This is a genomic window from Cellulomonas pasadenensis (genome assembly GCF_047229365.1).
Taxonomy (GTDB): Bacteria; Actinomycetota; Actinomycetes; order Actinomycetales; family Cellulomonadaceae; genus Cellulomonas.
In genome coordinates this window covers 1-22,380 of the sequence record NZ_JBFTEP010000007.1, presented here as the reverse complement: position 1 = coordinate 22,380, position 22,380 = coordinate 1, and the positions used below count along the sequence as shown (strand labels likewise).

Genomic DNA, 22,380 nt, shown 5'->3' with positions numbered 1-22,380 from the left:
TGCGTCGGCGTCGAACGCTCAGGCGTTGGGACGCTTGCCGTGGTTCGCGCCGTTGCCCTTGCGCGAACGGCGCTTGCGGCCACGCTTGCTCATCGGTGTCTCCTCGCGTCTTGCGGGCGCGCGCACGCGTGCGCGCACCATGGGTCGCCCCATCGTCCCACACCGGGCGCCCGCCGCGTGCCGCCCGCCACGGTCGTCCCGGCTCAAGTGCGCGCCCCGACCGGCCGATGCACCGGTCGTGGCAGAGACCCAGTCCGTGATCCCGTTCCTGCACGCGCTGGCGAGCACCAACGGCTCCGACCTGCACTGCAAGGTCGGCTCCGCGCCGCGCGTGCGCGTCGACGGCCGCCTGCGCCGGCTGCAGGCCCCCGACCTGCGCCCGGCCGACACCGAGCGCATGCTCGACGAGGTGCTCCCGGACGACCTCGTGGAGACGTTCCGCCAGACCAAGGAGGCGGACTTCGCGTACTCCCTGCCGGGTGTCGGCCGCTTCCGCGTCAACGCCTACCAGGCGCGCGGCACGTTCGGCCTCGTCTTCCGGCGCGTGGCGATCGGCGCGCAGTCGATGGGCGAGCTCGGCCTGCCCGAGGTCATCGGCGAGCTCGCGCTCGAGCCGCGCGGCCTCGTGCTCGTCACCGGACCCACGGGCTCCGGCAAGACCACGACGCTCGCGTCGATGGTCGACCTCATCAACACGCTGCGCGAGGTCAACATCGTCACGATCGAGGACCCGATCGAGATCCTGCACGCCGACAAGAAGGCGATCGTGTCGCAGCGCGAGGTGCGGCAGGACACCGACAACTTCACGGTCGCGCTGCGCGCCGCGATGCGGCAGGACCCCGACGTCATCCTCGTCGGCGAGATGCGCGACGTGGAGACGGTGCGCGCGGCGCTGTCGGCGGCGGAGACCGGCCACCTGGTCCTGTCGACCCTGCACACCATCGACGCGGCCGAGACCGTCAACCGCATCGTCGACTTCTTCCCGCCGCACGAGCAGAAGCAGGTCCGCATCGCGCTCGCGCAGGCGCTGCGCGGCATCGTCTCGCAGCGCCTGCTGCGCCGCGCCGACGGGACGGGCCGCGTGTCGGCCATCGAGGTGATGGTCAACACCGGCCGCACGGCCGAGGCGATCGTCGAGCCGCAGGAGAACCCCCCGCTCACCGAGCTGATCAAGGAGGGCGACTTCTACAAGATGCAGACGTTCGACCAGCACCTGTTCACGCTCGTGCGCGACGCCGTGGTGACGTACGAGGACGCCCTCGCGGCGGCGTCCAACCCGCACGACCTCACGCTCGAGCTGCGGTCCGCCGGCCTCGTCGGCTGACCTCCCACGGACGCCCGACGGCCCGGGACGCAGGTGCGTCCCGGGCCGTCGGCGTCGGTGCGCCCGTGGGCGCGCAGGGTGCGGCGGGGTGTCAGGCGTCGTCCGGCAGCCCGAGCCACGCGTGCCAGCCGGTGTGCAGCACGAGCCACGCCATGAGGCCGTAGCCGGCCTGGCCGGGCAGGTGGCCGCGCGACGTCGCCATGTCGGCGAGCCACTGGTCGTGGGCCGCGAGCGGCGAGTACATGTCGACGTACGGCACCCGGCGGCGGGCGGCGACGTCGCCGAGCGCGGCGGACAGCTCGGCGATCTTGTCACCGTCCTCGGGCGCTCCCGGCGGCGGGCCGACGACGAACGCGGGCATCCGGCGCTGGTCGGCGACGTCGAGGACGTTGGCGAGGTTGAGGCGGCTGCGCGCGAGCGAGAGACCGGCGGTGACGTCGGCGCGGCCGATGCCCACGACGAGGCGGGTGTCGGCCTCGGGCGACAGGCGGCGCGACACCTCGGGGTCCCAGCGGACGCCGAGCTCGGTGCTGTTCTCGCCGGGTACGGCGAGCGTCAGCACGGTGAGGGGGTCCGGCGTGGGGGTGCGTGCGGCGACCCGGCCGACCCAGCCGAGACCGCGTGGGTCCCCGGCGCCCGCGACCAGCTCGTCACCGATGACCGCGAGCCGGAGCGGCAGCTCACCCACGTCCCGTCCTCCTGCCCTCGTGCGCGCCGGCCGGTGCCGACGCTCCGGGGACAGTGTCGCAGCACCGGGCCCGGCCGGGTGCGTGCCGGGGCCCGTCGCGCGTGTCCGGGGGCGGACGGCTCAGCGGAGGAGGCCGGTCGGCGCGGGCGCGCGGTGGTCGAGGGACGCGTCCCAGGTCTCGTGGGACGCGGGCGGCCGGCGGTGGCCGAGCCCGTCGGCGACGACGACGCGCCAGAGCCAGGCGGACCAGGCGGCGAGGGCGAGGAGCGAGAGCACGAGCCAGACGATGTCCATGGCAGAGATCCTGCGCCGGTCATGATGCTGCCACGAGTGGCCGTTCTGTCGCTGACCGTCGACATCCCGCCATCGTCGTGCGACGCTGGTCACGTGCTCCGCTCCGTCGCCGTCCTGGCGCTCCCCGACGCCGCCCCCTTCGAGCTCGGCACCGCGTGCGAGGTCTTCGGCATCGACCGGTCCGACACCGGCGGCCCCTCGTTCGACTTCCGCGTGTGCGGGCCGAGGCCGGGTGTGCCCGTACGCACCAAGGCGGGCTTCTCGCTGGTCGTCGAGCACGGGCTCGAGGCGACGCGCGACGTCGACCTCGTCGTCGTCCCCGCCTACGGCGGGCCGGCGCGGGTGGACGAGGCCGTGCTGCGCGCGCTGCGGGACGCGCACGACCGCGGCGCGTGGGTGCTGAGCATCTGCAGCGGCGCGTTCGCGCTGGGGGAGGCCGGGCTGCTCGACGGGCGCCGCTGCACCACGCACTGGATGCACGCCGAGGAGCTCGCGGCGCGGTTCCCGACCGCGACCGTCGACCCGTCGGTGCTCTTCGTCGAGGACGGGCGCGTCATCACGGGCGCCGGCACCGCCGCAGGCATCGACGCGTGCCTGCACCTCGTGCGCCGCGAGCTCGGCGGGGCCGCCGCGACGGCCGTCGCCCGCCGCATGATCGTCCCGCCGCAGCGCGACGGCGGGCAGGCGCAGTACATCGACGTGCCGCTGCCGGAGGCGGACACGCTCGCGCCGCTGCTCGCCTGGATGACGGCGCACCTCGACTCCGAGCTCTCCGTGCCCGCGCTGGCCGCCCGCGCGCTGATGTCGGAGCGCACGTTCGCGCGGCGGTTCCGTGCGGAGACCGGCACGACGCCGGCCGCGTGGGTCGCGCGGCAGCGGGTGGCGCGCGCGCAGGAGCTGCTCGAGCGCACCGACGTGCCCGTCGACGAGGTGGCGCGGCTGTGCGGGCTCGGGTCGGCCGCGCAGCTGCGGCACCACTTCGCGCGCACGCTCGGGACCAGCCCGCAGGCGTACCGCCGCCGGTTCGCGTGCCGCGACGACGACGTCGACGCCCGGGACGCGGACGCACCCGAGCTCGTCACCGCCTGACGCACGACGCCCCGGCGTCCGCGGGGAGCGGAGCCGGGGCGCCGGTGCGGTCGGTGCGCGTCAGCGGCGGAAGGCCGTCTCGACGAGCTCCTTCTGCTCGACCGCGTGCTTCTTCGCCGAGCCGGCCGCCGGCGACGCCGACTCCGGGCGGGACACGACCCGCAGCGGGCGCTCGACGAGCTGCGGCAGGTGCGAGGACATGTACGTCCACGGGCCCTGGTTCTGCGGCTCGTCCTGCACCCACACGAGCTCGGCGCCGTCGAACGGCGCGAGCGCCTCCCGGATCGCGTCCGGCTCGAGCGGGTACAGCTGCTCGAACCGCAGGATCGCGGTCTGCTGGTCACCGGACGACACGCGGTGCGCGAGCAGGTCCCAGTAGACCTTGCCCGAGCAGAGCAGCACGCGGGTGACCTGGTCCGCCTTCGCGGCGGCGAGCTCGTCGGCGACGACCGTGCGGAACGTGCCCGTCGTGAAGTCCTCGACGCCCGACGTCGCGGCCTTGAGGCGCAGCATCGACTTGGGCGTGAACACGACGAGCGGGCGGCGCGGACGCTGGTACGCCTGGCGGCGCAGCAGGTGGAAGTACGACGCCGGGTTCGACGGCTGCGCGATCGTCATGTTGTCCTCGGCCGCGAGCTGCAGGAAGCGCTCGATGCGCGCGGACGAGTGGTCCGGCCCCTGCCCCTCGTAGCCGTGGGGGAGCAGCATGACGACCGACGAGCGCTGGCCCCACTTCTGCTCCGCCGACGACAGGAACTCGTCGATGACCGTCTGCGCGCCGTTGACGAAGTCGCCGAACTGTGCCTCCCACAGCACGAGCGCGTCGGGGCGCTCGACCGAGTAGCCGTACTCGAACCCGAGGGCGGCGTACTCCGACAGCGACGAGTCGTACACCCAGAACTTCGCCTGGTCGCCCGACAGGTACAGCAGCGGCGTCCACTCGGCACCGGTCTCGCGGTCGTGCAGCACCGCGTGGCGCTGGACGAACGTGCCGCGGCGCGAGTCCTGCCCGGCGAGCCGCACCGGCGTGCCCTCGATGAGCAGGGACCCGAACGCGAGGATCTCGCCGAAGCCCCAGTCGATCCCGCCGTCGCGGCTCATCTGCTCGCGCTTGGCGAGCATCTGCGCGAGCTTCGGGTGGATCGTGAAGCCCTCGGGCGCGCGCACGTGCGCCTGGCCGATGCGCTCGAGGACGGACGACGGCACCGCCGTCTTCCAGCCGACCATGACGCCGGCGTCCTCCTGCTGCGACTCCGGCCGCTCGAGGCCCGCGACCGTCTCGACGTCGGTCTGCGGCGGCGTCCAGCCGTCCTCGCGCGTCTCGGTGAAGACCCGCTCCAGCTGCGACTGGTAGTCGCGCAGGACCTGCTCGGCCTCCTCGAGCGTGATGTCGCCGCGCGCCACGAGCGTCTCGGTGTACAGCTTGCGCACGGACCGCTTGGCCTCGATGAGGTTGTACATGAGGGGCTGCGTCATCGACGGGTCGTCGCCCTCGTTGTGGCCGCGGCGGCGGTAGCAGACCATGTCGATGACGACGTCGCGCGCGAACTGCTCGCGGTACTCGAACGCCAGCTCGGCGACGCGCACGCACGCCTCGGGGTCGTCCCCGTTGACGTGGAAGACCGGCACCTGCAGGCCCTTGACCACGTCGGTGGCGTACTGCGACGACCGCGACGACGACGGGCCGGTGGTGAAGCCGACCTGGTTGTTGACGATCACGTGGATCGTGCCGCCGGTGCGGTAGCCGCGCAGCTGCGCGAGGTTGAGCGTCTCGAACACGACGCCCTGGCCGGCGAAGGCCGCGTCGCCGTGGATGAGGATCGGCAGCACGGAGAAGCCGTCGCCGCCCAGGTCGATGCGGTCCTGCTTGGCGCGCACGACGCCCTCGAGCACCGGGTCGACCGCCTCGAGGTGCGAGGGGTTCGCCGCGAGGTAGACCGCCGTGGTCGCGCCGGACTCGGCGGTGAAGCGGCCCTCGGTGCCGAGGTGGTACTTCACGTCGCCGGAGCCCTGCACCGACTTCGGGTCCTGGTTGCCCTCGAACTCGCTGAAGATCTGGCCGTAGGACTTGCCGGCGATGTTCGCGAGCACGTTGAGGCGCCCGCGGTGCGCCATGCCGATGCCCACCTCGTCGAGGCCGCCGTTCGCGGCCTTGGACAGCACCGCGTCGAGCAGCGGGATGAGCGACTCGCCGCCCTCGAGCGAGAACCGCTTCTGGCCGACGTACTTGGTCTGCAGGAACGTCTCGAACGCCTCGGCGGCGTTGAGGCGGCGCAGGATCCGCAGCTGGTCCTCGCGCGGCGTGCGCGCGTAGCCGGACTCGAGGCGCTCCTGGAGCCAGCGGCGCTGGCGCGGGTCCTGCAGGTGCATGTACTCGACGCCGACCGTGCGGCAGTACGAGTCGCGCAGCAGGCCCAGCACGTCGCGCAGCGTGGCGCGGGTCTTCCCCGTGAAGCCGCCGGTCGGGAACGTGCGGTCCAGGTCCCACAGCGTCAGGCCGTGGTTCTGCACGTCGAGGTCCGGGTGCTTGCGCTGGCGATAGGCGAGCGGGTCGGTGTCCGCCATGAGGTGCCCGCGCGAGCGGTAGGAGTGGATGAGCTCGGCGATGCGCGCCGGCTTGATCGCCTCGGCGTCCGGGTCGTGGTCCGCGTCGCGGACCCACCGCACGGGCTCGTACGGGACGCGCAGCGACGCGAAGACGCGGTCGTAGAAGCCGTCCTCGCCGAGCAGCTTGCGCCCGAGGATCCGCAGGAAGTCGCCCGACTGGGCGCCCTGGATGATCCGGTGGTCGTACGTCGACGTGATCGTGAGGATCTTCGAGACGCCCATGCGGTTGAGCTGCTCGGCCGACGTGCCGGCGAACTCCGCCGGGTAGTCCATGGCGCCGACGCCGACGATGGTGCCCTGGCCCTGCATGAGGCGCGGCACCGAGTGCACCGTGCCGATCGTGCCGGGGTTGGTCAGCGAGATCGTGGTGCCGGCGAAGTCGTCCACCGTCAGCTTGTTGTTGCGGGCGCGGCGCACGACGTCCTCGTACGCCGACCAGAACTGCGCGAAGTCGAGCGTCTCGGCCTTCTTGATGGAGGGCACGAGCAGCTGACGGGTGCCGTCGGGCTTGGCGAGGTCGATCGCGAGGCCGAGGTTGACGTGCGCGGGCTGCAGGACGCCGGGCTTGCCGTCGACGAGCGTGTACGCGGCGTTCATCGCGGGCATCTCGCCGAGCGCCTCGACGAGCGCGAAGCCGATGAGGTGCGTGAACGACACCTTGCCGCCGCGCCCGCGCGACAGGTGGTTGTTGATGACGATCCGGTTGTCGACCATCAGCTTGGCCGGGACCGCGCGCACCGAGGTGGCCGTGGGCACCTCGAGCGACGACTCCATGTTCGTCACGACGCGGGCGGCGGGGCCGCGCAGCTTCTGCACGTCGTCGACGGGCTCCGCCTCGTCCTCGGGCCGGCGCGCCGCCGCGACCTCGGCGTAGGGCGCCGTGGCGGGCTGGGCCGTCGCGACCGGCGAGGCGGCCGTGGGCGCCTTCGGTGCCGCGGGGCCGGCGGGGGACTCGACCGCGACGGCCTTCGGCTCGGGCGCCGGGCCGGTCGCCTGCCGGGGCGTCGCGGGGGTGCCGTCCGCGGGTGCCGCCGACGCGGGGGCCGCCGGTGCGGTGGGCGTGCCCGTGGGGCCGCCCGCCGGGGCGCTCGTCGCCGGTGCGGTCGCGGGGCCGTTCGTCGCGGCCGCCGGCGGGGTGGCCGCGCCCGACGGGGCGGGGGCCTGCCCGCCGTCACCCGCCGGCGACGGCGTCCCGGGCTGGTAGCCCTCGAAGAAGTCCCACCACGCGGGGTCCACCGCGTTCCGGTCCTTCTTGTACTGCTCGTACAGCTCGTCCACGAGCCACTCGTTCGCGCCGAAGTCGGCACGGGTGGGGTCGGACTGCGCCTTCTGGGTCACGCTGGGATCGCCCACTTCCGGTGCGCGGTACCGGGACCGCGCCGTCGCCAGTTCTGTTGACGACAACACTACGTGCTCCGGGCGCCCGCGACCGAGTCGCGCGCGGGTGCCGACGGCGATCTCCGCGACCTCTTCACCCGCCCGCGGTGCCCCGGTCAACGGCGGCCAAAGCGCGCCCCCGGCGGGGCTCAAGCGCAGGTCGCGGGCCTGGTGCGCGTCCGGGGCCGGGGGACCGGTGGTGGCGGCGCCCGGCGTCAGCGGCGCGCCGAGCCCTTGCCGGACGCGCCGGCGGGGAGCGTGACGCGCATCGTGCAGCCCGTCGCGGTGTCGGCCACCTCGACGTGCCCGCCGTGCAGCTCGACCGCCCAGCGCACGATCGACAGCCCCAGCCCGGTGCCGCCCGTCGAGCCCTGGCCGGTGCGGGCGGGGGTGTTGCCGCGCACGAACCGCTCGAAGACGTGCGCGCGCTGCTCGCGCGCGATGCCGGGGCCGTGGTCGACCACGTCGATGCGGACGTCGCCGCCCGCGCGGCGGGCCTCGATGCGGATCTCGTCGTCCGGCGGGGAGTGCCGGGCGGCGTTGTGCAGCAGGTTCGCGACGACCTGGTGCAGACGTTCCGGGTCGGCCGGCACCGTGAGCCCGGGCGGCTCGACGTCGACCGCGAACGTCAGCTGCTTCTGCGCGCCCACGAGGCTGGCCTCGTCGGCGGCCTGCCCGAGCAGCGCGGAGAGCTCGACCTCCTCGAGCCGCAGCGGCACCGCGCCGGCCTCGACGCGCGACAGGTCCAGCAGCGACGACACCAGGCGCGAGAGCCGCTCGGTCTGCGCGAGCGCCGTCTGCAGCGTCGCCGGGTCCGGCTCGCTGACGCCGTCGACCATGTTCTCCAGCTGCGCCTGCAGCGCCGTGACGGGCGTGCGCAGCTCGTGCGACACGTTGGCGACGAGCTCGCGCCGGAAGGTGTCGAGCTGCTGCAGGTCGTCCGCCATCGTGTTGAAGGCGTCGGCGAGCTGGCCCACCTCGTCGCGGCTCGTGGAGCGGACGCGCCGGCTGTAGTCGCCCGCGGCCATCGCGCGCGCCGCGGCCGTCATCTCGCGCAGCGGCGACGTCATGCCGCGCGCGAGCAGCTGCGTGAGCACCAGGGACAGGGCGATCGCGATCGGCAGGGTGCGGCTGGGGCCGAGCGCCTGCAGGTAGCCGAGCCAGATGATGACGGCGGCGAGCGTCACGGTGGCCGCGACGAGCACGCCCAGCTTGATCTTGATGCTGCGCAGCCGGTCCAGCGGGCGCACGTCGGGCAGCTGCCAGCCGCGCGCGCCGTCACGGGCGTGGCGCGCGGCCGGCTCGGCCGGCCCGCTCACGCGCCCGACGGCTCGCCGGCCGCCTCGGCCGCGGGGTCCTCCGCGGGCTCGAACGCGTACCCGACGCCGTGCACCGTGCGGATGAGGTCGGCGCCGAGCTTGCGGCGCAGCGCCTTGACGTGGGAGTCGACGGTGCGGGTGCCGCTGGCGTCGACCCAGTCCCACACGTCGGCGAGCAGCTTCTCGCGCGTGAGGACCGTGCGGGGCGTCTGCGCGAGCGTGAGCAGCAGGTCGAACTCCGTGGGCGTCAGGTGCACCTCGCGCTCGCCGCGCAGCACGCGGCGCTGCGCCCGGTCGATCGTCACGTCGCCGGCCACGAGCGGCGGGTCGGGCTGCTGCACCGCGGCCAGCTCGGCGGCGCGCGCGGCGCGCTCGGTGCGGCGGAGCAGCACCTTGGTGCGGGCGACGAGCTCGCGCATCGAGAACGGCTTCGTCATGTAGTCGTCGGCGCCGACGCCCAGGCCGACGAGCATGTCGGTCTCGTCGTCGCGGGCCGTGAGCATGAGCACCGGGACCGGGCGCTCCGCCTGGATCTGCCGGCACACCTCGAGGCCGTCGATGCCGGGCAGCATGACGTCGAGGACCACCACGTCGGGCTGCAGGCGCGCCGCCGCGGCGACGCCGCCGTACCCGTCGCCGACGGACTCCACGCGCCAGCCCTCCGCCGACAGGCGGTGCACGATGGCCTGCGCGATCGCCGGCTCGTCCTCCACCACGAGGACCGTGGTGGAGCTCGGCTGCTGCACGCTGTTCACCATGGGGCCAGCGTGGCACACGCACCCGTGCCGGTCCCGTGGGGCGGCACGCCGCGGCGTCCGTAGGATGGTCGCCACCATGAGCAGCTCAAGTCGCTGCCGGCGTCGCACCACCCCCCACCTCGTCCGCATCGTCCCGGGTCGACCCCGGACGTCGCGGGCGACCCGGCCCACCGGGCCCGGGGCGGGGCGCGACCGTGCCGGCCACCCCCCGTCCTGCCGCGCTTACGCGTGCGCGGCGCCCCCCGTCGCGTCGCGCGACGTGACGCCCCCGGGCGTCGCCGCGCGCGGGCCCGCACCCCTGCGGGGGCGCACGTGCTGACCGACTGGCTGCTCGTCGGCCTGGGCGTGCTGCTCACCGTCGGCACCGCCGTGTTCGTCGCGGCGGAGTTCTCCCTCGTCACGCTCGACCCCGGGCTCGTCGAGCAGCAGGAGGGGCAGGACGACGCGCGCGGGCGCGCCGTGGTCCGGTCCCTGCGCCGGCTCTCGACGCAGCTGTCCGGTGCCCAGGTCGGCATCACGCTGACGACCGTCCTGCTCGGGTACACGACGCAGCCCGCGGTGGTCCGCCTGCTCGGCGTGCCCCTCGGGTCGACGGGGCTCGACCGCGCCGTGGCGGGCGCCGTCGCCGGCGCGCTCGCCGTCCTGCTCGTCAACGGCTTCTCGATGCTGTTCGGCGAGCTCGTGCCGAAGAACTTCGCGATCGCGAGCCCGCTCGCGACGGCGCGCCTGGTCGCGCCGCTCCAGCTCGGGTTCACGACGGGCCTGCGCGGCGTCATCGCGGTCACGAACGGCACCGCGAACGCGCTCCTGCGCCGGGTGGGCGTCGAGCCGCGCGAGGAGCTCTCCGGCGCGCGCTCGCCGGCCGAGCTCGCGTCGCTGGTGCGCCGCTCGGCGGAGCGGGGGACGCTCGACGCGTCCACCGCGACGCTGCTCACCAACTCCATCGACTTCTCGACGCTGACGGCGGTCGACGTGATGACGGACCGCACGCGCATGGTCGTCGTGCGCCGCGACGACACGGCCGCCGACGTCATGGCGCTCGCGCGGCAGACGGGCCACTCGCGGTTCCCGGTCATCGGCGACTCCACCGACGACGTCGTCGGGCTCGTGCACCTGCGCAAGGCGATGGCCGTGCCGCACGACCGCCGCGCCGAGGTGCCGGCGCCGGCGCTCATGGTCGAGGCGCCGCGCGTGCCGGAGACCGTCGGGCTCGGCCCGCTGCTCGTCGAGCTGCGCGCGCAGGGCCTGCAGATGGCGGTCGTCGTCGACGAGTACGGCGGCACGTCGGGCGTCGTGACGCTCGAGGACGTCGTCGAAGAGCTCGTCGGCGAGGTCGCGGACGAGCACGACCGGACGCGCAGCACCGCCGCGCGCCGGGCCGACGGCGCGTGGGTCCTGCCGGGCGTCACGCGTCCCGACGAGCTGCACGAGGCCACGGGTCTGCGCGTCCCCGACGACGGCCCCTACGAGACGCTCGGCGGCCTGCTCATGGCGCGCCTCGGGCGGATCCCCGCGGAGGGTGACGAGGTCGTGGAGGGCACCGTGCGGCTGCACGTCGAGCGGATGGACGGGCGGCGCGTCGAACGCGTGCGCGTCGAGGTCGCCGGGACCGAGGAGGCGGGCGCCTGATGGACAGCACCCTCGCGCTCCTCATCGCGGTCGTCCTGCTGGCGGCCAACGCGTTCTTCGTCGGCGCCGAGTTCGCGCTCATGTCGGCGCGCCGATCGGCGATCGAGCCGCTCGCCGAGGCGGGCGACAAGCGGGCGGTCACCGTCCTGTGGGCGATGGAGCACGTCTCGCTCATGCTCGCCGCGGCCCAGCTGGGCATCACCGTGTGCTCGACGAGCCTGGGCCTGGTCGCCGAGCCGGCGATCGCGCACCTGATCGAGGACCCGCTGCACGCCCTCGGCGTGCCGGACTCGCTGACGCACCCCATCGCGTTCGTCGTGGCGCTGCTCGTCGTCGTGTACCTGCACGTGGTGCTCGGCGAGATGGTGCCCAAGAACCTCGCGGTCGCGAGCCCGGACCGTGCCGTGCTCGTCTTCGGGCCGGCCCTGGTCGGGGTCGCGCGCGTGATGCGGCCGGTCATCTTCGCGCTCAACTGGCTGGCGAACCACGTGCTGCGCCTGTTCCGCGTGGAGCCGCAGGACGAGGTCGCCTCCGCGTACACCGCGGAGGAGGTGCAGCACATCGTCGAGCAGTCGCAGGCACAGGGCCTGCTCGCCGACGAGCAGGGGCTGCTCGCGGGCGCGATCGAGTTCTCGGACCGCACCGCCGCCCAGGTGATGGTGCCGGTCGGCGAGCTCGTCACCGTGCAGGAGGGGTCGACGCCCGACGACATCGAGCACCTCGTGGCGCGCACCGGCTTCAGCCGGTTCGCCGTCGCGGACGCCGCCGGCGCGCCCACCGGGTACCTGCACATCAAGGACGTGCTGTACGCGGACGACGTGTCGCGCACGCTGCCGGTGCCGAGCTGGCGCGTGCGCACGCTCGCGGTGGTGGGGCCCGACGACGAGGTGGAGACGGCGCTCGCGGCGATGCAGCGGTCCGGGTCGCACCTGGCCCGCGTCGACGTCGACGGGCGCGCCGTGGGCGTGGTGTTCCTCGAGGACATCCTCGAGGAGCTGGTCGGCGAGGTGCGCGACGCGATGCAGCGGGGGCAGATCCCGTAGGTCGGCCGGTCGTGTGACCTTCGACCTCCCGGGCGGCGTGTCGACCGGCGTGTCGCCCCGTCTGTCCGGTTCTGGCCCGGCATGGGTGCCGGTCGGGGCCTTGGACGCGGTGCCACGGTGCCGTTATGGTTCCGTGACCGCTCCGCCAGGAGCGCGTGAGCAGCAGGTCCGAGCGGAGGTGTCGTGGGGTCGCACGCAGCGGAGCCGACTCCTCGGACACGCCGTTCCCTCCGTGAGGAGAACGCCCCCCGCAGCCGGTCGCGCCGCGTCGAGCTGCCGGTCGTCAGCGGGACCGTCGAGGTCCTGCCGATCGCGTCGCGCGGGTCCGCGGCACCGGCCCGGCGCCGGGCCACCACCGTCGTCGGACGCCTCGGCGTGCTGGCCGCCCTCGCGGGCGTCACGGTCGTGGTGCCGGTCACGCAGGGCGTCGCCGAGGGCGAGATCGTGCTCGGCGCGGTCGAGCAGCCGGACTACCCGTCGACCGTCACGGCGCTGACCGCCCTGCCGCTGTCGGACCTGCCGCCCACGGCGCTCGTCTCGGCCGACGGCTCCTCGCGCGTGCGCGCCGCGATGGACGTGTCCCGTGCCGCCGAGCGCTCGGTGCTGCCGGGCTGCGACGGCGCGGCCCGCCCGTCCGGCGCCAACGGGCAGCTCTCCACCGCCGACCTGTGCACGCTGTGGGACGGGCGCACGCAGATGCGCGCCGACGCCGCCGTCGCGCTCGCCGAGCTCAACGTCGCGTACGTCGCCCGCTTCGGCACGGACATCTGCCTCACGGACGGCTACCGCACGCTCGCGGAGCAGAAGTCGGTCAAGGCGCGCAAGGGCGGCCTCGCGGCCACGCCCGGCAAGAGCAACCACGGCTGGGGTCTTGCGGTCGACCTGTGCGGCCTGCAGGACAACAGCACGCGCTTCGCGTGGATGAACGAGAACGCGCCGGTCTACGGGTGGGAGAACCCGACGTGGGCCAAGCGCGGCGGCTCCGGCCCGTACGAGCCGTGGCACTGGGAGTACATCAAGGGCGTGAAGGCGGACGGCGAGTTCTACGGCTGACGCCGGTGACGGGTCGTGACCTCACGGACCACCACGTGACGAGGGCCGGCGGTGCGGGTGCACCGCCGGCCCTCGTGCGTCCGGGCCGTGCCGAGGTCAGAGGAGGCCGACGCCCCAGTGCGCCTCGTGGGTCGCGCCCGGCTCGAGCTCGACGAGCAGGTCGCACGTGCGGAATGCGTCGGCGATGCAGGACATCGGCTCTGCGGCGACGCCGCCGCGGTCGATGCCCTCGAGGCCGTCGCCCGTGCACACCTGCCACGCGGGCAGGGTCTCGTCGGCCCACATCGCGACCGTGCGGCCGTCGGCGCCGGTGAGACGGATCCACGACAGGCCGTCGGCGTCGCGGATCGGCTCGAGCCACGCGTCGTCGAGGACGACGTCCTTCAGGGAGCGCGGCTCGCGCAGGTCGAAGACGCCGGAGACGGGCGCGCTGCCCGTCGGGAGCAGCCGGTTGTCGACCTCGACGTGGCGGGCCGCGTCGACCTGGAGCGTGCAGTCGTCGACCGTGCCGTCGCCCGGGGACAGCCACGGGTGGTAGCCGACGCCGTACGGCGCGACGTCGGCGCCGAGGTTCGTGGCCACCGTCGTGACGTCGAGCCCGCGCTCGGTCAGGCGGTACGTCTGCTCGACGCGGACCGGCCACGGGTACCCGGGCGTGGGGACGAGGTCGTGGCGGAGCGTGACGGACTCGGGCGTCCGCTCGACGAGCTCGAAGCGCTGCGTGGCGACGAGGCCGTGGATCGCGACGCCCCGCGGCGGCTCGCTCAGGTGCAGCTGGTACGTCGTGCCGCGGTAGCGGTACACGCCGTCGCGGATCCGGTTGGGCCACGGTGCGAGCACGGCGCCCGAGAAGGCGGGCGCGAGGGACTCGGCGGCGAACGGCAGGACGACGTCGCGGTCGCCCACCCGGTACTCGCGGATGCTCGCGCCGACGGACGTGATGACAGCGACCTGGTCGCCGAGCCGCAGCTCGTGCTGGTCGCCGGTGGGGAAGGGACTGGTCACGCGTCCACCGTAGCGGGGGCGTGTGGGGCGGCGCCGCGCGGGGGCCGTGGTCTATGTTCGCCCGCATGACGGCTCCCGACCCGTTCTTCGAGTTCCTGGCCCGGATGTTCCTGCGCGGCGACGCCCGCAACGAGATCCCCCTGACCCTGTCGTGCGGCGGCACGGTGGTCGCCGGCATCGCCGTCCCGCGCGAGACGTGGGCCGAGCTGCTGGGGGAGGAGTTCCGGCAGGTGCTGCCCGACCCGTTCGGCGACGAGGTGGCGGCGGGGCTGCGCACGGTGGACCAGGACGACCGTGGGCGGGAGGCCGCCGAGCGGGCCGGTGGCGCGGAGCCGTCGACCGGGTACGTCAACCTCAAGGACGCGGTGCTCGTGCCGTCGGGCACGTGGCTGGGTCTGTGGCGCGCGCGGCTCGACCGCCTGGACGGGTGGACGCTGGGGTCGATCGGCTCGTAGCCCGTCGCGTGGCCGCGCACCGGCCGCCTGTGGACGGGCGGTGCGGGCCGTCGCCCGCATGCCCTACCTTGACGCCTCGAAACGGACGAATCCGGCACCGGGGCGCGGGGGTGAGGCATGGACGGGGTGGCGATACTCGAGGGCGAGGTGCGCGAGCTCATCCGGCGGCGTGGCCTCGACCCCGTGCGGGACCGGGCCGGCGTGCACGAGCTCGTGCGGGCCGCGCTCGTGGACTACGACGAGCGGTCGCTGCTGGGCGCGGTGCCGCCGCTCGTGGACGCCGCCGCCGCGCACAAGGCGGTGCTCGACGCGGTCGCGGGGCTGGGGCCGCTGCAGCGGTACCTCGACGACCCGGAGGTCGAGGAGATCTGGATCAACGCGCCGACGCAGGTGTTCGTCGCGCGGCGCGGCGAGGCGGAGCTGACGACGACGATCCTCACCGAGGCGCAGGTGCGCGACCTCGTCGAGCAGATGCTCAAGGTCTCCGGTCGGCGGCTCGACCTGTCGTCGCCGTTCGTCGACGCGTCGCTGCCGGGCGGGGAGCGACTGCACGCCGTGATCCCGGACGTGACGCGGCGGCACTGGTCGGTCAACATCCGCAAGTACGTCGTGCGGGCGACGAGCCTCGACGACGTCGTGGGGCTCGGCTCGTTGACGCCGCAGGCCGCCGCGTTCCTCCAGGCGGCCGTGCGCTCGGGTCTCAACGTGCTGGTGTCCGGCGCCACGCAGGCGGGCAAGACGACGATGCTCAACGCGCTCGCGGGCGCGATCCCGCCGCGCGAGCGCGTGATCAGCTGCGAGGAGGTCTTCGAGCTGCGGCCCGCCGTCCGCGACTGGGTGGCGATGCAGTGCCGGCAGGCGAACCTCGAGGGCACCGGCGAGATCCCGCTGCGCCGGCTCGTCAAGGAGGCGCTCCGCATGCGCCCCGACCGCCTGCTGGTGGGCGAGGTACGCGAGGCCGAGGCGCTCGACCTGCTCATCGCCCTCAACGCGGGCGTGCCGGCCATGTGCACCATCCACGCGAGCTCGGCGCGCGAGGCGATCACGAAGCTCTGCACGCTGCCGCTGCTCGCCGGCGAGAACATCACCGACCGGTTCGTCGTGCCCACGGTGGCGTCGGCCGTCGACCTCGTCGTGCACCTCGAGCTCGACCGGCACGGGCGGCGGCGCACCCGCGAGGTCGTGGCCGTGCCCGGGCGGGTCGAGGCCGGCGTCGTGGAGACGGCCGACGTCTTCACGACCCGGGACGGCGTGCTCGTGCGCGCCGACGGCTTCCCGCCGCACGTCGAGCGCTTCGCGCGCGCCGGTATCGACGTCGTCGCCCTGCTGCGGAGGGCGTGAGCGTGGGCGTCGTCGCGGGGCTGCTGCTGGGTGCCGGGCTGGCGTCGGTGTGGTGGTCGTTCTGGCCGCTCGTCCGGCGGGAGGAGAGCGCGGCCGGGTGGGCGGCGCGCGTCCGGGACACGCTGACGCAGGCCGAGGTGACCGGCGTGACCCCGGGCGGGTTCGCGGCCGTGAGCGCGCTCGTCGGGCTGCTGGTGTCGGCGGTCGCGCTCGTGCTCGTCCCCGTGCCGGCGGTCGCGGCGTGCTTCGGCGCGTTCGGTGCCGCGGCGCCGTGGACGCTCGTGCGCGGGCGCGCGCGGCGGCGCCTCGCCCGCACACGGGCGCTGTGGCCGGACGTCGTGGACCACCTGGCCTCCGGCGTGCGCGCCGGCCTGTCGCTGCCCGAGGCCGTCGCGCAGGTCGGGGACCGCGGGCCCGCCGAGCTGCGCGCGCCGTTCCGCGCGTTCGCCGAGGACTACCGCGCGACCGGCCGCTTCGGCGACAGCCTCGACGCGCTGAAGGAGCGACTCGCCGACCCGGTCGCCGACCGGGTCGTGGCGGCGCTGCGGCTCACGCGCGACGTCGGCGGCACCGACCTCGGCCGGCTGCTGCGCACGCTGTCGTCGTTCCTGCGCGACGACCTGCGCACGCGCGGGGAGATCGAGGCGCGGCAGAGCTGGACCGTCTACGCCGCCCGGCTCGCCGTCGCCGCGCCCTGGGCGGTCCTCGCGATGCTCGCGACCCGCCCGGAGGCGCTGCGCGCGTACGACTCCACGGCGGGGGCGCTCGTGCTGCTCGCCGGTGCCGTCGCGACCGTCGTCGCCTACCGGTTCATGCTCCGCGTCGCGCGGCTCCCCGACGACCCGCGGGTGCTGCGGTGAGCCCGGCGCTGGCCGGGGCGCTCGTCGGGCTGCTCGGCGGCACGGGCCTCGCCCTGGTCGTGTGGCGGCTCGGGTCGCGGCGGATCACGCTCGACCAGCGCGTCGCGCCATACCTGCGGGTGCGCGGCACCTCCGGCCTGCTGCGCGCGCCCGTCGCGCGCGGGCCGCTCGGGACCCTCGAGCGGCTCGTGGCCCCGTTCCTCACCGACGCGGTGCGGCTGCTCGGGCGCATCGGGTCGCCCGCCGCGGAGCTGCGCGGACGTCTCGAGCGGGCGGGGCGGCGCGAGAGCGTCGAGCAGTTCCGCGCGCAGCAGGTGCTGTGGGGCGCGCTCGGGCTCGCGGTCGGCCTGGTGCTCGCGCTGCTCCTCGCCGCGAGCCGCGGGGGAGCGGCACCCGCGCTGGTCGGGCTCGTCCTCGCGGTCGGGTTCGCCGCCGTGCTCGTGCCCGACTGGCTGCTCGGCCGGCAGGTGCGGCGGCGCGAGGAGCGGATGCTCGCGCAGATGCCGACCGTCACGGAGCTGCTCGCGCTCGCGGTCAGCGCCGGCGAGGGGGCCGTCGGGGCGCTCGAGCGGGTCGTGCGGCAGACCCGCGGCGAGCTGACCGACGAGCTCGCGCGCACGCTCGGCGAGGCGCGCGCCGGTGCGCCCCTGACGACGGCCCTGCACGGGCTCGCCGACCGCACCGGCATGCCGCCGCTCGCACGGTTCGCCGAGGGCGTCGCCGTCGCGGTCGAGCGCGGGTCGCCGCTGGCGGACGTGCTGCGGGCGCAGGCGCAGGACGTGCGTGAGGAGGGGCGCCGCGCGCTCATGCAGACCGGTGGGCGCAAGGAGGTGCTCATGATGATCCCGGTGGTGTTCCTCATCCTGCCGGTGACCGTCCTGTTCGCCGTCTTCCCCAGCGTGGTGGTCCTGCGGGTCGGTCTGTGACCCGCGGAGGAGTGCAGGGGCCGCCGACCGGCGGTCCCGCGACGACGGGAGTGCACGATGACGGAGTGGGCGCGCGCCTGCGCGGTGCGGCTGCAGCGGCGGCTGCACGTGCTGACGGACGACCTGACCGAGCGCGGCGAGCGGGGCGACGTGCCGGGCTGGGTGCTCATCACGCTGATGACCGCGGGCATCGTCTCGGTGCTGTGGTTCGTCGCCGGCAACGCGCTGACGCAGCTGTTCGAGACGGCCATCCAGTCGGTCGCACCGCGGGCCGGCTGAGCGACGACCGCGGGTCCGCGGTCGTCGACTTCGTGCTCGTCGGCGGGCTCGTCGTCGTGCTCTTCATGTCGGTGCTGCAGCTGGCGATCGTCCAGCACGTGCGCAACACCTGCATCGACGCCGCCGCGGAGGGCGCCCGGTACGGCGCGCACGCCGGCCGGGCCCCTGCCGACGGCGCCGCGCGCACCGTGACGCTGCTGCGGTCGTCCCTCGCCGAGAGCTACGGGCGCGACGTCACCGCCCGGCGGGTGGACGTCGACGGGCTGGCGCTGGTCCGCGTGACGGTGCGGGCGCCGCTGCCGCTCGTCGGGCTGCTCGGCCCGGCGGGCACGCTGGAGGTCGACGGGCACGCGCCCGTCGAGGATCCGTGAGCGGCCTGCGACGGGTGCTCGCGGGCGGCGTCGACCGTGTGCGTCGGCGCCTGCACGGGGCAGCCGCCGACCGCGGCAGCGCCCTCGTGGAGTTCCTCGGGATCGCGCTGGTCCTGCTCGTGCCGGTCATCTACCTCGTGCTCGTCCTCGGCCGGCTGCAGGCGGCGACGTTCGCGGTCGAGGGGGCGGCGCGGGAGGCGGCGCGCGTGTACGTGGCGGCGCCGGACGCCGCGACGGGCCGGACGCGCGCGGTCACGGCGGTCGGGGTGGCGCTGCGGGACCAGGCGTTCGACGACGACCCGTCCGGTGCTCTCGTCGTCGGCTGCTCGGCGGACTCGTGCCTGCAGCCGGGTGCCGAGGTGACGGCGACCGTGCAGGTCCGCGTGCCGCTGCCTTTCGTGCCGTCCTTCGTCCGTGACGTCGTGCCGCTCGAGGTGCCGGTCCGCGCAGAGCGGACCGCCGCGGTCGATGCGTACCGGGTGGCGCAGCCGTGACGGGCGCGCGCGTGCCCGGACCGCTGCGGCGCGCGGTTCGCCGCGCGCGGGCCTGCGGGGACGACGGCCAGGTGACGGTGCTCGCGCTCGGGCTCGCGGTGCTCGCGCTCCTGCTCGTCACGGTGACGGTGTCGGCGACCGGGGTGCACCTGGACCGCAAGCGCCTGCTCGCGCTCGCCGACCTGGCCGCGCTCGCGGCCGCCGACGAGGTGGCCGACGACCGGTACTTCGCCGGCGGCGCGGCGCGCGGACCGGCCGGCGTGCCGCTCACCGACGCGAGCGTCCGCGCGGCGGTCACGGACTACGTCGCCGACCACCCGGAGCAGGCGGCCCGGTGGGACGGCGTGACGGTCCTCGAGGCGTCGACGCCGGACGGGCGCTCCGTCGTCGTGCGGCTGGGTGCGGTCACGCGCCCGGCGCTGCTGACGTGGGTGATGGCGCCGTGGTCGGACGGGATCGCTCTCGAGGCCGAGGCGGTCGCGCGCGCGTCGTAACGGCCTCGATTTCCACCGGCGGGGGTTGAAGCCGCTCAGTCGAGGGCTCGGTTTCGGCCGTTGGCGATGGTGAAACGGCTGAGCACCTCGTAGAACCGATCGGACACCGTCAGGCGCCCGCGTTCGCCACGCCACGCGTCGTCGGTGCCGGGGTCGCCGGTGATACGCAGCCAGCGCCAACTCGGCAGGACCACTTCAGGGTGGAACATCTCGAACTGCTCGCTCTTGGTGACCACTACGTCGTCAAACCGGAAGCCGGTCAGTCCAGTCTCGTTCAAGGCTTGCGCGAGCTGCGCGGTGACGATGTGCTCCGGGCTCGTCGTGACGATGTCGTCGCCGTTCCACCCATGGAACTCGTAGTGCAAGACAGTGACGGGTGCACCCGGCTGGTCGAAAGCAATGAAGGTGCCATCGCCGAGGCCGCCAGCTACTTCGGGCCGCACTTCGTAGGCCGTCACGGAGTCTCCCACTTCACGGGCGGTAGATTTCTGTGCCCGATCTGCTCGTCAACGTAGCGCGCGTGCTCCAGCAACTGCTCGCGCGTCGTGACCGCCCGCACGGTGTCGCCGAGGGGGACCGGCAGCCCGCGCCGCGGTCACGGCATCGCTGCGGCGGACCGCGCCTCCGGGTGGTCACGGCGCAGCACCCACTGGTCGGCCACCCGGTCCGGCACGGGCACGCGGTCCGGCAGCGGCTCTCCGTCCACGAGCGCGCGGGCGTGGTAGGAGCGCCCACCCGGCACGAGCTCGACTCCCTCCGGCACCGGGCCCGGGCGCGCCGGGACGACGCACCAGGCCAGCGGGTCGGTCAGGAAACGCCGCGTCTCGTCGCCCGTGCGCGGGTCGCGCAGGAGAGCCGCGACCAGCTCGCCGTCCGTCATCCCCACCACCGGGCCCGCGTCCGCGCCCGGCCCGAGCCACCGGCGCACGAGGTGGCGCACCACGCCCACCGCCAGGACGTTCAGCGACGAGCGGTGGTAGGCCACTTCGGCGTCCGCGAGTCGCGCCAGCACCCGGGCGCCCGCAGGGTCGGTCCGCACGACCCCGTCCTGCAGGGTGAGCCGGCGCAGCAGACGTGCCGGCGCGGGCATGCGCCGTCCGTGGGCGCGCGCGCTGCGGACGTACCCGTCGAGGTGGTCGAGCGTCACCAGCCCCGGGCGTGGCCGGAGTGCCGACGCCCGCGCGCCGCTGAGGGTGGCGACCACGTCGGCGACGTCCACCCCGTGCGCGCCCAGCAGGTCGCCCAGGGCGCGCACCCGCGCCGGTCCCGTGACGTGGTGGTCGATGCCGGCGATCCCCTCGAGCGTGTGGCTCAGCGGCGCGTGCCCGACGTCGTGCAGCAGGGCGGCGGCGCGGGTGACCGCGTCGGCGCCGTCGAGGTGCGCGACCAGCCCGAGCACGCCGAGCGAGTGCTCGAGCCGGGAGAACGTCTGCGTCGTCACGGTCGCGACCGCCCCCGCGTGCGCCACGTGCCCGAGACGCCGGACCGGCCACGTGCGCAGCAGCGCCTGCTCGAGCGGGGTCAGCGTCGTCACCGTGCCCCAGAGCGGGTCGGTGTGGTGCCCGCCCAGCCCCACGGTGTCGGCGTGGGGCCGCACCGGACGCGTCGAGGCGGTCACCCGCGGACGCCGAGGACGGCCGCCGCGGCGCGGGCACCGCGCCGGTGCGGTCGCGACGGCACGCTCAGCCCTGCCCGGCCGGACGCGGGGGAGCGGTGCTGCCGCGCACCACGAGCTCGACGGGGATGTGCCGGACGACCGGGTCGCGGTCGTCGCGCTCGTCCTGCGCCGCGTCCCGCGTGCGCGCGATCGCCTCCGTCAGCGCCGCCGCGGCGAGCCGGCCCTTGGCGGCGAAGTCCTGGCGGACCGTCGTCAGCGCGGGTCGCACGGTGTGCGCGTGGACGCTGTCGTCGAAGCCCACCACCGACAGGTCGTCGGGCACGGTCAGCCCCGCGGCCTGCGCGGCCCGGACCAGCTCCGCGGCCATGAGGTCGGAGAAGCACACGACGGCCGTCGGGCGGTCCGGGCTCGCGACGAGGTCCGCGACGCCGGGCCGGATGAGGTGGTCGTGGTTGTCGACGACCTCGTAGACGCGGCCGGTCAGGCCGGCGGCGTCGAGCGCGTCCAGCGCCCCGGCGGTGCGCTGCCGGGCGACGTGGTTCGACCCGGCGGCCCGGGGGTCCTCCACCCAGCCCGGTGCTGCGCGGCGGTGGTTCATGGTGAGGACGGCGACGTCGTGGTGCCCCAGTGCGAGCAGGTGCTCCACGGCGACGCGGCCGCCCGCGCGGTCGTCCAGGAGCACGCCGGCGCTGCCCGGCACCGGGTCCTGGTCGACGAACACGAGCGGCAGGCGCCGCTTGCGCAACCACTGGACCGCCTCGCTGTCGCCGGCGCACGCGTACACCACGGCGGCGTCCACGGGCAGGTCGCGCGCGGGCACGTGACCACCGACGTTCTCCGCGGGGATGAGTGACACCGCGAGCCCCGTCGGCGCCAGCGACTCGGCGAGCGAGCCGAAGAACGCCGCCGCGACCGGGTCGAGGAACGCCTCGCCCAGCGAGTCGGTCAGCACGACCCCCACGGCGCCCGAGCTGCGCCGCGCGAGCGCCCGCGCGGCGGGGTCGGGCCCGACGTAGCCGAGCTCGGCCGCCGCCGCGAGGACGCGCTCTCGCAGCGCCTGCGAGAGCTGGTCGGGACGCGAGAACGCGTTCGACACCGTCATGCGGCTCACGCCGACCTTGTCGGCCACCGTCTGCAGCGTCACGCGACCCATGGCTGCCCCGTCCCGCACGTCATGCGGACCAGCGTAGGTCGCCCCGGTCCCCGCCGGCCGCCACCCGTCCGCGTGCACGGCCGTCAGCGCGCCGCGTGGCCGACGTGCTGGTCGACGTACCGGGCGTCGCGCGCCTCCGGCGCGAGCGCGTCGGCCAGACGGTGCAGCGCGCCGGCGGCCGCGGCCCGCGGACGCGCCACCGG

23 protein-coding genes are annotated in these 22,380 nt (G+C 75.1%); 13 read left to right on the top strand and 10 right to left on the bottom strand.

Features of this window, described 5'->3' with window-relative positions:
• Positions 1-18: 18 nt before the first annotated feature.
• Positions 19-93 (bottom strand): 50S ribosomal protein bL37, encoded by a 75-nt coding sequence (locus tag AB6N23_RS02210; protein WP_375791718.1) that lies wholly within the window; start codon positions 91-93, stop codon positions 19-21.
• Positions 94-238: 145 nt separating this feature from the next.
• Between AB6N23_RS02210 and AB6N23_RS02205 the strand changes: the two genes are divergently transcribed.
• The gene (locus AB6N23_RS02205; RefSeq protein WP_378206746.1) at positions 239-1,324 is read left to right on the top strand and encodes a type IV pilus twitching motility protein PilT; all 1,086 of its coding nucleotides are present in this window, start codon (positions 239-241) and stop codon (positions 1,322-1,324) included.
• 91 nt (positions 1,325-1,415) lie between these two features.
• Here the strand turns inward: AB6N23_RS02205 and AB6N23_RS02200 are convergent, their stop codons facing one another.
• The gene (locus tag AB6N23_RS02200) at positions 1,416-2,012 is read right to left on the bottom strand and encodes a GDSL-type esterase/lipase family protein (protein WP_378206749.1); all 597 of its coding nucleotides are present in this window, start codon (positions 2,010-2,012) and stop codon (positions 1,416-1,418) included.
• Between the two features lie 120 nt (positions 2,013-2,132).
• The gene (locus tag AB6N23_RS02195; protein WP_412864325.1) at positions 2,133-2,306 is read right to left on the bottom strand and encodes a hypothetical protein; all 174 of its coding nucleotides are present in this window, start codon (positions 2,304-2,306) and stop codon (positions 2,133-2,135) included.
• 93 nt (positions 2,307-2,399) lie between these two features.
• Between AB6N23_RS02195 and AB6N23_RS02190 the strand changes: the two genes are divergently transcribed.
• Positions 2,400-3,395, top strand: a complete 996-nt coding sequence (locus tag AB6N23_RS02190; protein ID WP_412864323.1) for a GlxA family transcriptional regulator — start codon at positions 2,400-2,402, stop codon at positions 3,393-3,395.
• Positions 3,396-3,455: 60 nt separating this feature from the next.
• Here the strand turns inward: AB6N23_RS02190 and AB6N23_RS02185 are convergent, their stop codons facing one another.
• The 3 genes from AB6N23_RS02185 to AB6N23_RS02175 all read right to left on the bottom strand — a co-directional run bounded on the left by AB6N23_RS02185 (position 3,456) and on the right by AB6N23_RS02175 (position 9,456).
• Positions 3,456-7,340: a multifunctional oxoglutarate decarboxylase/oxoglutarate dehydrogenase thiamine pyrophosphate-binding subunit/dihydrolipoyllysine-residue succinyltransferase subunit gene (locus tag AB6N23_RS02185; RefSeq protein WP_412864321.1), complete on the bottom strand. Its 3,885-nt coding sequence runs from the start codon at positions 7,338-7,340 to the stop codon at positions 3,456-3,458.
• Between the two features lie 254 nt (positions 7,341-7,594).
• Positions 7,595-8,698 (bottom strand): sensor histidine kinase, encoded by a 1,104-nt coding sequence (locus tag AB6N23_RS02180; RefSeq protein ID WP_412864319.1) that lies wholly within the window; start codon positions 8,696-8,698, stop codon positions 7,595-7,597.
• The gene (locus tag AB6N23_RS02175) at positions 8,695-9,456 is read right to left on the bottom strand and encodes a response regulator transcription factor (RefSeq protein WP_378206769.1); all 762 of its coding nucleotides are present in this window, start codon (positions 9,454-9,456) and stop codon (positions 8,695-8,697) included. Before AB6N23_RS02175 ends, AB6N23_RS02180 begins: the two co-directional genes overlap by 4 nt.
• 312 nt (positions 9,457-9,768) lie before the next feature.
• On the opposite strand from AB6N23_RS02175, the gene AB6N23_RS02170 reads away from it, so the two are divergent.
• From AB6N23_RS02170 to AB6N23_RS02160, 3 genes are all read left to right on the top strand, one after another.
• The gene (locus tag AB6N23_RS02170) at positions 9,769-11,085 is read left to right on the top strand and encodes a hemolysin family protein (protein WP_412864317.1); all 1,317 of its coding nucleotides are present in this window, start codon (positions 9,769-9,771) and stop codon (positions 11,083-11,085) included.
• Complete coding sequence (locus AB6N23_RS02165; protein WP_412864315.1) at positions 11,085-12,128, top strand: hemolysin family protein; 1,044 nt, start codon at positions 11,085-11,087, stop codon at positions 12,126-12,128. The genes AB6N23_RS02170 and AB6N23_RS02165 overlap by 1 nt, the downstream gene beginning before the upstream one ends.
• Positions 12,129-12,311: 183 nt before the next feature.
• Positions 12,312-13,181 (top strand): M15 family metallopeptidase, encoded by an 870-nt coding sequence (locus AB6N23_RS02160; RefSeq protein ID WP_412864313.1) that lies wholly within the window; start codon positions 12,312-12,314, stop codon positions 13,179-13,181.
• 96 nt (positions 13,182-13,277) lie between these two features.
• On the opposite strand, the gene AB6N23_RS02155 is transcribed toward AB6N23_RS02160, so the two are convergent.
• Positions 13,278-14,186 carry an aldose 1-epimerase family protein gene (locus AB6N23_RS02155; protein ID WP_412864311.1) on the bottom strand — a complete coding sequence of 303 codons (909 nt, stop codon included), beginning with the start codon at positions 14,184-14,186 and terminating at the stop codon, positions 13,278-13,280.
• A gap of 65 nt (positions 14,187-14,251) precedes the next feature.
• Here AB6N23_RS02155 and AB6N23_RS02150 point away from each other — a divergent pair, with 65 nt between their 5' ends.
• The 8 genes from AB6N23_RS02150 to AB6N23_RS02115 all read left to right on the top strand — a co-directional run bounded on the left by AB6N23_RS02150 (position 14,252) and on the right by AB6N23_RS02115 (position 19,406).
• A complete protein-coding gene (locus AB6N23_RS02150; protein WP_412864309.1) occupies positions 14,252-14,641 on the top strand; it encodes a hypothetical protein in 390 nt (129 codons plus the stop codon).
• Positions 14,642-14,758: 117 nt separating this feature from the next.
• Positions 14,759-15,982, top strand: coding sequence for a TadA family conjugal transfer-associated ATPase (locus AB6N23_RS02145; RefSeq protein WP_412864307.1), 1,224 nt, complete (start codon positions 14,759-14,761; stop codon positions 15,980-15,982).
• A 2-nt stretch (positions 15,983-15,984) separates the two neighbouring features.
• On the top strand, positions 15,985-16,842 hold the full coding sequence (locus tag AB6N23_RS02140) for a type II secretion system F family protein (RefSeq protein ID WP_412864393.1): 858 nt from the start codon (positions 15,985-15,987) through the stop codon (positions 16,840-16,842).
• Positions 16,839-17,768, top strand: coding sequence for a type II secretion system F family protein (locus AB6N23_RS02135; protein ID WP_412864305.1), 930 nt, complete (start codon positions 16,839-16,841; stop codon positions 17,766-17,768). The genes AB6N23_RS02140 and AB6N23_RS02135 overlap by 4 nt, the downstream gene beginning before the upstream one ends.
• Positions 17,769-17,825: 57 nt before the next feature.
• The gene (locus AB6N23_RS02130) at positions 17,826-18,047 is read left to right on the top strand and encodes a hypothetical protein (protein ID WP_412864303.1); all 222 of its coding nucleotides are present in this window, start codon (positions 17,826-17,828) and stop codon (positions 18,045-18,047) included.
• Positions 18,044-18,418, top strand: coding sequence for a TadE/TadG family type IV pilus assembly protein (locus tag AB6N23_RS02125; RefSeq protein WP_412864391.1), 375 nt, complete (start codon positions 18,044-18,046; stop codon positions 18,416-18,418). The genes AB6N23_RS02130 and AB6N23_RS02125 overlap by 4 nt, the downstream gene beginning before the upstream one ends.
• Positions 18,415-18,912: a pilus assembly protein gene (locus AB6N23_RS02120; RefSeq protein ID WP_412864301.1), complete on the top strand. Its 498-nt coding sequence runs from the start codon at positions 18,415-18,417 to the stop codon at positions 18,910-18,912. Before AB6N23_RS02125 ends, AB6N23_RS02120 begins: the two co-directional genes overlap by 4 nt.
• A 71-nt stretch (positions 18,913-18,983) precedes the next feature.
• On the top strand, positions 18,984-19,406 hold the full coding sequence (locus tag AB6N23_RS02115) for a pilus assembly protein TadG-related protein (RefSeq protein WP_412864299.1): 423 nt from the start codon (positions 18,984-18,986) through the stop codon (positions 19,404-19,406).
• Positions 19,407-19,441: 35 nt separating this feature from the next.
• Here AB6N23_RS02115 and AB6N23_RS02110 read toward each other — a convergent pair whose 3' ends face one another.
• The 3 genes from AB6N23_RS02110 to AB6N23_RS02100 all read right to left on the bottom strand — a co-directional run bounded on the left by AB6N23_RS02110 (position 19,442) and on the right by AB6N23_RS02100 (position 22,177).
• Positions 19,442-19,864, bottom strand: a complete 423-nt coding sequence (locus AB6N23_RS02110) for a hypothetical protein (protein ID WP_412864297.1) — start codon at positions 19,862-19,864, stop codon at positions 19,442-19,444.
• A 137-nt stretch (positions 19,865-20,001) separates the two neighbouring features.
• A complete protein-coding gene (locus AB6N23_RS02105; protein ID WP_412864295.1) occupies positions 20,002-21,024 on the bottom strand; it encodes an HD domain-containing protein in 1,023 nt (340 codons plus the stop codon).
• A gap of 64 nt (positions 21,025-21,088) precedes the next feature.
• On the bottom strand, positions 21,089-22,177 hold the full coding sequence (locus AB6N23_RS02100) for a LacI family DNA-binding transcriptional regulator (RefSeq protein WP_412864293.1): 1,089 nt from the start codon (positions 22,175-22,177) through the stop codon (positions 21,089-21,091).
• Positions 22,178-22,380: the final 203 nt, after the last annotated feature.

Coding starts and splice junctions, on each gene's coding strand:
- AB6N23_RS02195 (WP_412864325.1), bottom strand. CDS start 2,306: ATGGACATCGTCTGGCTCGTGCTCTCGCTCCTCGCCCTCGCCGCCTGG.
- AB6N23_RS02175 (WP_378206769.1), bottom strand. CDS start 9,456: ATGGTGAACAGCGTGCAGCAGCCGAGCTCCACCACGGTCCTCGTGGTG.
- AB6N23_RS02165 (WP_412864315.1), top strand. CDS start 11,085: ATGGACAGCACCCTCGCGCTCCTCATCGCGGTCGTCCTGCTGGCGGCC.
- AB6N23_RS02150 (WP_412864309.1), top strand. CDS start 14,252: ATGACGGCTCCCGACCCGTTCTTCGAGTTCCTGGCCCGGATGTTCCTG.
- AB6N23_RS02145 (WP_412864307.1), top strand. CDS start 14,759: ATGGACGGGGTGGCGATACTCGAGGGCGAGGTGCGCGAGCTCATCCGG.
- AB6N23_RS02130 (WP_412864303.1), top strand. CDS start 17,826: ATGACGGAGTGGGCGCGCGCCTGCGCGGTGCGGCTGCAGCGGCGGCTG.
- AB6N23_RS02100 (WP_412864293.1), bottom strand. CDS start 22,177: ATGGGTCGCGTGACGCTGCAGACGGTGGCCGACAAGGTCGGCGTGAGC.